Genomic DNA, 10,000 nt, shown 5'->3' on the forward strand with positions numbered 1-10,000 from the left:
ACGCTTACCGACCGCAGTCGGGCTCAGGGCGTCCTTGGTGATCTCGGCCTTGGTGTAGGTGGCCCCACCGTTGAGGCTGAGATTGCCGATGCGATAGGCGCCTTCAAACTCGATGCCCTTGGCCTCGTACACGCGGTCAAAGAACCTCTGCGAGGTGGCTTCGAAATTCTGCTCCTCGGTTTCGGCAGCAAAGGCCGTCACGAAGACACTGAGCGGGCCGCTGCGGTACTTCACACCGGCTTCGGTTTGCTTGACGAAGTCGATGGCGTCTTCACGCGACACCGAACCGTCGTCGCGCACCTTACCGAACAGCAGGCGGTCAGCATTGGCGCGCGCGCCCTTCGAGTAGCGGGCGAAGTAGGACAGGTGGTCCGTAGCGCGGTAATTGGCCCCCAGCGAGTAGGAGGTGTAGCTCCAGTTATAATTGACCGGCTTGGCCGCCGCATAATTGACGAACGAGACGCTCTTTTCCGGATTGGAGATGACGCCGTCGCCATTGACGTCGAAATTGGCCATCTGGGTTGAGGCGGCATAGGTGCCGCGCGCCTTGCCTTCGTCCTGACGCACCGAGGCTTCGAGCGTCAGCTTGCCCCACTCGCCGCTGGCAATCACATAGGGGGCCACAATGTCGTACTGCACATCATAATGACGGGTGCAGCAATTGCCCCACACCGGCACGCCATAGGCGAACAGGCCGTTTTGCGACAGGTTGGTGTTGCCGGCATAGAGGTTGAGCAGGCTCGCATTATCACCGGCCACTTCCATGGCATAGCTGTTCCACACCCAGTCCATATTGATCGTCTGCGACGAATTATAGAGACCGAAGGTCAGGTCGATCTTCGAGCCCAGGGCGTCAAACGTCTTTTGCAGCTTGAGGTCGTTGGCCGAATTGTCGAGGCTGTTCAGGCGGGTATTGAAGGTGTGCATGATCATGGCCAGCCCCGTATAGGTCGAACCGGCATTCGGCCCATTGGCCACCACAAGCCGCGTCCCCGCCGTTCCCAGAGCCGAGTTAATACCCGAAACAATCTCCGCCGAAGTGCCCACCGTCGCCGGGAAGGGCGCGATAAAGTTGGCCTCGGTCTTGGCGAAGCGGAACTTGTCGTTCAGCGTCCAGCCACCGCCGATATCGAACTGCGCTTCGCCATTGAAGACGAGGCTTTTCGGGGCCATGCCGTCGCGCACATTGGTCACGGAGCGATTGTTGCTGCCGTTCAAACCGGCGTCCTGCATGAAATAGACCGAGTGGATGGTGTCGGACTTGGCATCCAGCCCCGGTGCCGACGACCATTTCGGGTCGCCATTGGTGCCCGTCACCTTCATCGGCATAGGCAGGTAGCCGATCGACTTGTCATTCAGATATTTGACGCCCAGACGCACGAAGCCGTTATCGAACTTGCGCGTAATATTGGCCTTGATCTGCCCGCCCTGATTGGCGGTGTAGCCGGCCTTGCGCGGCCCTTCGCCGGAGCGGTAGAAGCCGCCGATATGGAAGTCGATCTTATCCGACAGGGCGCCGCCATATTCAAAATCACCGCGCGTCTGACCGAAGTCGATACCCTGCGTCAGTTGCAGCGTGCCACCTTCCTTCGCGCCGGTCTTGGAGATGATGTTGATGATGCCGCCCGGCGAATTGGAGGCCAGGGTTGAGGCGGTGCCGCCGCGGATGGCTTCGACGCGGCCGACCGTCAGATCGGTACGCAGAAAGATGTCGGCATTACCAAAGGCGATGTCGCCGAACTCCAGAATGGGCAGGCCGTCTTCCTGAAGCTGAAGGAATTTGGCCCCGCCCGCCGCGACCGGCAGGCCGCGCACGGCGATATTGGCATTGCCTTCGCCGCCCGTCGATTCGGAGCGCACGCCGGGGATGTTGCGAAAGACTTCGGCGGCCGAACGCGGCGCAAACTTCTGCATGTCTTCGACCTGAATAGCGCTAACCGAGATCGAGGTGTCGAGCTTGTTGGCCTTGCGCGCCACACCGGTGACGACCACCTCGGTGACGCCTGAATCGGCAGACTGATCCTGCGCAGAAGCGGGTGAACCCAGCACTGCCATGAGCGCCACCAACGAAACGCCGCCGGTCGTCCATATCGACTTTGACATATTATTCCTCCTGATGAAGCGCGTGGCTTCGCATTTTTCATTACGTCCGGACGGGATCTTTGAGTCTCGCTCCGGGCCTGGTTCGGAAAGCATCATTTATTGTAAACGTTTTCAAGTTAATTCTTTCTAAAGCCGCCGATTCAGACCCAAAAGAGCCGGGATTTGGCATTTTTGCCACAGCCAAGCCTTTCAAATTCGTCAAATCGGTATAGGTCAGCGATATTTAACTTGTAATCCTTTTCATTTTGAATGTATCTAAAGGCAGGACGCGGTTGCGATCCCTCTTCCCTACCCTTGGGCCGCCGACGTGTGTTCGGCGGCCCGCTTTTTCAGACCGGGAACTTCAGAGCGTATTTCGTTCAGATTGAATCGAAATATCGCTCTAAATTTTTGATTTTAACGCGCTTTTTTATCCGAAAAGTGCGTCACACTTTTCGGAAAGCGCTCTGATGCCCGATACGATTCATGCCTCTGCTGATCTGTCCTGCGACCCGCTGTGGCGTCAGGCGGAGGCCTGCCTGCGCACGCTTTATTGTGGCGATCCCCGCTTTGAACACAGCCTCAACGACCTGAAAGTCCGCGTGGCCGATGCGCGCAGCACGCGTCCGACCGCCCTGCGTCACCTCGATATCGCCCGCGCCGATACGCCCAACTGGTTCCTTAAACCCGGCCGCCCCGCCTATTGCACCTATATCGACCGTTTCGCGGGTACGCTTGAAGGTACGGCGCAGCACCTCGACTATCTCGAAGGCCTTAAGGTCGGCATATTCCACCCCCTGCCCCTGCTGAAACCGCGCGAAGGCAATTCGGATGGCGGCTTTGCCGTGGCTGATTACCGCGAGGTCGATCCGCGTCTGGGGACCATGGAGAATTTACGGACGCTGGCGGCTGAGTTGCGGGTACGCGACATGTCGCTGGTGCTCGACATGGTGTGCAATCACACGGCGCGCGAACACCCCTGGGCGCAGAAGATGCTGGCCGGTGACCCAGCCTTTGCCGACTTCTATATCGTGCTCGACTCAGCGAATGAGGTCGCCGAATGGGAAGCGGCGCTTCAGGACGTTTTCCCGGACACCGCGCCGGGCAGCTTCACCTATGACGCCGAAGCCGGTGGCTATGTGTGGACGACCTTCTATCCGTTTCAGTGGGACCTGAACTACGCCAATCCGCGCGTCTTTGTCGAAATGGCCGACAGCCTGTTCTTTCTGGCCAATGCCGGGGTGGAGGGTTTCCGCCTCGATTCGACGGCCTATCTGTGGAAGCGCAAGGGCACGATCAGCCGCAACCTGCCGGAAACGCACCTGATCCTTCAGGCGCTACGCGCCCTGCTGACCCTTGTGGCGCCTTCGACCTTCCTGCTGGCCGAAGCCATCGAATCGCAGGCCTCGGTCCTGCCCTTCTTCGGTACGCCGCAGGCGCGTGAATGCGATCTGGCCTATAATAACGGCGTCATGACCGCCCTGTGGGGCGCCCTGGCCGATCAGAAGGCCGATGTGCTCAAGACCACCATTGAACGGGCCGGGGAAAAGCCGGGGCATGGCCACTGGCTGAACTATGTGCGCTGCCATGACGACATAATCTGGCTGGCCCTGTCCGATACGGCCGCGCCGGAACGCCTCACACACTGGTCCGATTTCTTTGCCGGCAAGGGCTCCTATGCGAAGGGCGAGGCGTTTCAGGCCCCTGAAGGCTTCCCGGCCTCCGGTTGCGGCATGGCGGCCAGCCTGTGCGGCGGCAAGGATGACCCGCAGATGCCCGCCCGCCTCAAGCTGCTTTATGGTGTCACCTACGCGCTCGAAGGCGTGCCGCTGCTGTATATGGGCGACGAAATCGCGCTGGAAAATTTCGACGCCTATCGCGACGATCCGGACCTGAAGGACGAGGTGCGCTGGCTGCATCGCCCGGTGATGGACTGGGACAGGGCCGAGCGCCGCCATGTGCCCGGCTCTGTTGAACACGACATGTACGCCTTCCACCGGCAACTGGCCGACACCCTGTCGGGGCTCGATTTCACGCCGGGGCAGGCCGTGCGCACTGAGGCTGATGAGCGTCTGGTGATTATCGAACGCCCCCTTGCAGCGGGCCGTTTTGTCTGCGTCGCCAATCTTAGCGCCGAACCCGTCATCCATTCGGTCGCGGGCCGCGTACTGATAGGCTCAGACAATGACACCCTGCCCGCCTATGGGCTGCGCTGGTTTATCGAAGAGGCCTGATCATGCCCTATTTCGCAGCCCTTGAGGTCGGCGGTACCAAGGTCAATGTCGCTGCCGGTTCCTGCCCCGACGACCTTCAAACCCTGCGCATCCCCACGCGCGCCCCGCAAGAGACGTGGCCGGAGGTGCTGCGGGCGCTCGACACCCTTTCGCAGGGGTGCGCCTTCGACGCCATTGGCATAGCCAGCTTTGGCCCCATCGACGTCAATCCCCAGAGCCCCACCTATGGCCACTTTCGCAAGACGCCCAAGCCGGGCTGGAGCGGTTTCGACCTGCTGAGCCCGTTGACCGAGGCCTATCCCGAAGTGCCGATCGGCCTCGATACGGACGTCAATGGCGCGGCCCTCGGTGAAAAACGCTGGGGCGGGGCCAAAGACCTCGACACCTTTGTCTATGTGACGGTGGGAACGGGTCTGGGCGTCGGGCTGGTCGTTGCCGATCAGCCGGTGCACGGCCTTCTGCACCCCGAAGCCGGGCATATCCGCGTGCGCCGCCACCCGGACGACACCTATGCCGGTCATTGCCCCTTCCACGGTGACTGCTGCGAAGGCTTAAGCTGCGGTCCGGCCATCGAAGCGCGCACGGGACACAAGGCCGAGACCCTGCCGCCCGACCACGCCGTGTGGGGTATGGTGGGCGACTATCTGGGGCAGTTGTTCTGCAATCTGGCCCTGATCACCTCGGCCCAGCGGATTCTGGTGGGTGGCGGGGTCGGGCTGAATGAGCCCGTCCTTAACGCCTCGCGTCAGACCTGCCACCGGCTGCTCAATGGCTATCTGGAGGCGCTGGAGTCTGCCGACAGTATGGACCGCTATATTCAGGCCGCAAATCTGGGCGATCGTGCGGGGATGCTGGGAGCGATCGAACTGGCCCGCCGGGCGTTGGACTAAGCACATTTTTACGCGTGCCCCAAAGCCGCGCAGTGCGGCCTTACGCGGCGTGGCTTTAGGCTGGCCTCCTCATCCGGAGGTCCGTCATGGCGCTTCGCCCCTACTGGAGCGGCAATCTGCGGCTGTCGCTTGTTACCCTGCCCGTCAATGTCTATTCGGCGCTCAACCGTTCGCGTCAGATTCCGCTGAAGGAAATCTATCGCAAGACGGGCGAGCGCGTGCACCGGCTCAACGTCACCGAAGACGGCACCGAGGTCGAGCGCGACGAGATCATCAAGGGCTATGAGGTCGAAAAGGGCGAATACGTTCTGATCGAGCCCGACGAGATCAAGGATTTGAAAATCCCGTCCTCGCGCACGCTCGATATCGTGCAGTTCGTGCCCGCCGAAGAGATTGACGACCTCTATTTCGACGCCCCCTATTTCGTCGCGCCGCAGAAAAACGCCGATGAGCAGACCTTTGCGGTCATTCGCGATGCGCTGAGGCAATCAAAGACGACCGGCATCGGGCAACTGGCCATTGCCGGGCGTGAGCGCCTGTGCACCATCCGCCCGTGCGGATCGGGCCTGATCCTGCAAACCCTGCGCTATGAAGACGAGTTGCGCGATTCCGACCCCTATTTCGACGACATCACGAAAAAGGCCGCGGCCTCCGAGGAACTCGATCTGGCGCGCGAACTGATCAAGCGCAAGACCGCGAAGTTTGATCCGGGCCGCTTCCACGACCATTACCGCGAAGCCTTGCAGGAGCTGATCGAGGCCAAGGTCGAAAACCGTGAGCCGGTGGCCGTTGAGGAAGATCGCCCCGTCGCCAAGGTCATCAACCTGATGGATGCCCTGCGCAAAAGCCTCAAAGACCCGGAGCCGGCACCACCAAAGGCCGAAAAGCGTGCGCGCAAAACCCCGGCCAAACGCAAAAAGGCCCCGGCAAAGACGGCCGCCCGCAAGAAGGCCAGCTAGATGGGTCTCGACCTCTACAATCAGAAGCGCGACTTTGCCAAAACCGCCGAGCCTGAGGGCAAGCCAGGGCGCAAGGGTGGCCATCGCTTTCTGATCCAGAAGCACGATGCCACGCGCCTGCACTACGATTTCCGGCTGGAACTGGACGGCGTGCTGAAATCGTGGGCGGTGACGCGCGGCCCCAGCCTCAACCCGCAGGACAAGCGGCTGGCGGTTGAGGTGGAGGACCATCCCGTCGCCTATGGCACCTTTGAGGGCATCATTCCCAAGGGCCAGTACGGCGGCGGGACTGTGATGATGTGGGACGAAGGCACGTGGGAACCGCTGGACGACCCGCATAAGGGGCTGAAGGCGGGCAATCTCAAATTCCGGCTGCATGGCAAACGGCTCAGCGGCGAATGGGCGCTGGTGCGTATGAAGCCGCGACCACAGGATCGCGGTCGCGCCAACTGGCTGTTTATCAAGCACGAGGATGCGGCGGCGCGCGACGACGCGGCCGAGGCGTGGCTGGAGACGCAGGCGACCAGCATCACGACGGGACGAAGCATGGAAGAGATCGCCGCCAATACCCACAGCGAGTGGCGATCACGACCGAAGGACGCGCCACCCAAACGCCAGAAGACCAAATCCATACTTGATTTTATAGAGCCGGCGCTGGCCACGCTCGCCGTCGCCCTGCCCAAGGGCAAGGATTGGGTGCATGAGATCAAGTTCGACGGTTACCGCACGCAGGCCCTGATCGAAAATGGCGAGGTACGGCTTCTGACGCGCACGGGCCTCGACTGGACACACCGGTTCCGGCCCCTGCCCGACTGTCTGGCGCAGATGCCGGTCACCAGCGCCATACTGGACGGCGAAATCGTCGCCGTGAACGAAGGAGGCCGCGCGGATTTCAAGAGCCTGCAGGCCACCCTGTCCGGTGAAGCCGACGTGCCGCTGCAATATTATGTCTTTGATCTGCTGCATTTGGATGGCGAAGACCTGCGCGGCCTGCCGCTGCTACAACGTAAAGCCAGACTGCAAAAGCTGTTTAAAGGCAATGATTTCGGTGGGCGTATTCACTACAGTGAGCACTTTGCGAAGGACGCCGCTGACCTGAAAGACCGGCTGTGTGCGCTGGATCAGGAGGGCCTGATTTGCAAACGCGCCGATGCCCCTTACCGCTCCGGGCGCCATCGCGCGTGGCTGAAGGTCAAGTGCCACAAGCGGCAGGAATTTGTCATCGGTGGCTTCACCCTGCCCAGGGCTGGCGGCAAGGGGATTGGGGCTTTGCTGATCGGCTATTATCAGGCGGGCCGCCTGACCTATGCCGGTAAGGTGGGGACGGGCTTTACCCACGACAGCGCCATCGACCTGCGCCGCAGACTGGACCTGATTGCTCAAAAAGATAATCCGTTCAGTGACATTCCGCCAGAATTTAAACGCGGGGCGCATTGGGTAGCGCCGCACCTTGTGGCCGAGGTGCAGTTCGGCGAATGGACCTCCGATGGCCGCCTGCGCCACCCCTCGTTTCAAGGCCTGCGTGAAGACAAGCCCGCGCAGGACATTCACCGCGATCGCCCACTCAGCCCAACCGAAGTGCGCAAAACCGAAGACTTACCCGCGGCGCGCAAGCCCAAGCGCCGGGCCCCGGCATCGAAAAAAAACGCAAAAGACGAGGTCGGTGGCGTCACCATCTCGTCACCAGACCGTGTCGTCTTTCCGGGCACGGATATCACCAAGAAAGACGTGGCTGAGTATTATCTCAGCGTCGCCGACCACATCCTGCCGCACATTGCCGGGCGTCCCATCTCGATGATCCGCTGCCCGGAAGGTATTGGCGGACAGTGCTTTTTTCAGCGCCAGCTCACCCAGGCTACCATCCCACACGTCAAAGATACCGGTATTCAGGTCAATGGCCGCGAAGACGACTATGTAATGATCGAAGACGAGCGCGGCCTGATCAGCCTGACCCAATGGGGCGTGATGGAGATTCACCCCTGGGGCTGCATGGCCGCCACGCCCGACCGTCCCGACCGTCTGATTTTCGATCTTGACCCCGATCCCGAAGCGGACTGGGCCAACGTGGTGGCCGGGGCGGCGGAGGTCCGCGAACGTATGGCCGAGTTCGGCCTCCAGAGCTTCCTCAAGACCACGGGTGGCAAGGGGCTGCACGTGGTCATTCCCATTCAGCCTGAACACGACTGGGACGCCATCAAGGCCTTTACGCGCGCCGTGGCCGAATCCATGACGCACGACAGCCCGCGACGCTTTGTGGCGCAGGCCTCAAAAGCCAAGCGTAAAGGCCGGATTTTTGTCGATTATCTGCGCAATGACCACACTGCCACGGCCGTGGCCCCCTATGCGCTGCGCGCGCGTCCCGGTGCGTCCGTGGCCATGCCGATAGAGTGGGAGGCACTGAGCCCCGAACTCGATCCGGCGGGCTTTACGCTGGAAAACACGCCGGTGCATCTCAAACGGCGCAAGGCCGATCCGTGGGCCGATATGACTCGACTGCATCAGCGGCTGTCGCTCCACATTCTGAAGGCACTGAAAATTTTATAGGCCCCAAATACAGGTATTCGCTCTCCGCCGCAGGCGTCCGATGGAGCGATATGTCGAAAAGTGTGAGCGGTTTTCGACAAAAATATCGCGACAAAACAGAAATTTAGAGCGGGATGATGTTTCCATTTAAAATCATCCCGCTCTAAACCTTGCGATCCAGCATTTCGCGCACCCGCGCCGCCAGTTCCTCGATACTGAACGGCTTGCCGATCAGCTCCACCCCGGCATCGACCACGCCATTGTGCACGACGGCATTGCGCGTATAGCCGGAGGTAAAGAGGACTTTCAGATCAGGTCTTGCCTTCTGGGCCGCATCGGCCAGCTTGCGGCCATTGATTTCCGGCATCACGATGTCGGTAAACAGCAGCCGGATTTCCGGATGGGCGTCCAGTAGCCGCAACGCCGCCCCCGCCGAGTCGGCTTCCAGCACGCGGTAGCCCAGTTCGGTCAGGGCATCGCAGCTAAAGCGGCGCACCACGGCTTCATCATCGACCACCAGAATGACATCGCGTGCTTCCCCCGGCAAAAGCACACCCTCGGACGGCCCGTTGTCAGGCGCGACCACATCCACGCCGGTCAGGCGCGGCAGATAGATCTTGACCGTCGTGCCCTGCCCCGGCTCCGAATAGATGCGGACGTGGCCGTTCGACTGCTTGACGAAGCCATAGACCTGACTGAGGCCCAGCCCCGTCCCCTTGCCGACGCCCTTGGTGGTGAAGAAGGGATCGAAGGCACGGGCGATGACGTCCGGCGGCATCCCGCACCCCGTATCGGTAACAGCGATCAGCACATACTGACCGGTCGCCACGCCGATCTCTTCGGCCACATAGCGCGAATCGAGGTGGGCGTTCTGGGTTTCGATGGTCAGTCGCCCGCCGTCGGGCATGGCATCGCGGGCATTGACCCCCAGATTGAGCAGGACGTTTTCTAACTGGTTGGGATCGACGTGCACTGGCCACGCTCCGGCGGCCAGCACGGTCTCAAGCTGAATGGCCCCGCCCAGCGAATGAGCCAGCAATTCCGACATACCCCCCACCAGCCGATTGACATTGACCGTTTCGGGCCGCAGCGGCTGCTGACGCGAGAAGGCCAACAGGCGCTGGGTCAGGTTGGCAGCACGCTTGGCCCCCTCCAGACCCTGCGTCACATAGTGGCGGGCACGCACGTCTTCGGTGCCGATACGGCGGTTGAGCAGTTCAAGCGACCCCATAACAACGGCCAGCATATTATTGAAATCATGAGCAATACCACCGGTTAGTTGACCCACGGCTTCCATCTTCTGCGACTGCCG

6 protein-coding genes are annotated in these 10,000 nt (G+C 61.1%); 4 read left to right on the plus strand and 2 right to left on the minus strand.

Annotated features, from left to right (window positions below):
* Positions 1–2,103, minus strand: a 2,103-nt coding sequence (locus tag LDL37_RS10175; protein WP_290797621.1) for a TonB-dependent receptor, incomplete at its 3' end; no start/stop codon positions are given.
* Positions 2,104–2,552: 449 nt separating this feature from the next.
* Between LDL37_RS10175 and LDL37_RS10180 the strand changes: the two genes are divergently transcribed.
* The 4 genes from LDL37_RS10180 to ligD all read left to right on the plus strand — a co-directional run bounded on the left by LDL37_RS10180 (position 2,553) and on the right by ligD (position 8,709).
* Positions 2,553–4,316: an alpha-amylase family glycosyl hydrolase gene (locus LDL37_RS10180; RefSeq protein ID WP_290797624.1), complete on the plus strand. Its 1,764-nt coding sequence runs from the start codon at positions 2,553–2,555 to the stop codon at positions 4,314–4,316.
* 2 nt (positions 4,317–4,318) lie between these two features.
* The gene (locus LDL37_RS10185; protein WP_290797628.1) at positions 4,319–5,206 is read left to right on the plus strand and encodes an ROK family protein; all 888 of its coding nucleotides are present in this window, start codon (positions 4,319–4,321) and stop codon (positions 5,204–5,206) included.
* 86 nt (positions 5,207–5,292) lie between these two features.
* Positions 5,293–6,165 carry a Ku protein gene (locus tag LDL37_RS10190; protein WP_290797631.1) on the plus strand — a complete coding sequence of 291 codons (873 nt, stop codon included), beginning with the start codon at positions 5,293–5,295 and terminating at the stop codon, positions 6,163–6,165.
* Positions 6,166–8,709, plus strand: coding sequence for a DNA ligase D (gene ligD, locus LDL37_RS10195; RefSeq protein WP_290797634.1), 2,544 nt, complete (start codon positions 6,166–6,168; stop codon positions 8,707–8,709).
* A gap of 142 nt (positions 8,710–8,851) precedes the next feature.
* Here ligD and LDL37_RS10200 read toward each other — a convergent pair.
* Positions 8,852–10,000 (minus strand): ATP-binding protein (locus LDL37_RS10200; protein ID WP_290797637.1); only part of this gene is annotated, 1,149 nt, incomplete at its 5' end.

Origin of the sequence: Asticcacaulis sp. (assembly GCF_020217185.1) — a bacterium.
Classification (GTDB): domain Bacteria; phylum Pseudomonadota; class Alphaproteobacteria; order Caulobacterales; family Caulobacteraceae; genus Asticcacaulis.

Coding starts and splice junctions, on each gene's coding strand:
- LDL37_RS10190 (WP_290797631.1), top strand. CDS start 5,293: ATGGCGCTTCGCCCCTACTGGAGCGGCAATCTGCGGCTGTCGCTTGTT.
- LDL37_RS10180 (WP_290797624.1), top strand. CDS start 2,553: ATGCCCGATACGATTCATGCCTCTGCTGATCTGTCCTGCGACCCGCTG.
- LDL37_RS10185 (WP_290797628.1), top strand. CDS start 4,319: ATGCCCTATTTCGCAGCCCTTGAGGTCGGCGGTACCAAGGTCAATGTC.
- ligD (WP_290797634.1), top strand. CDS start 6,166: ATGGGTCTCGACCTCTACAATCAGAAGCGCGACTTTGCCAAAACCGCC.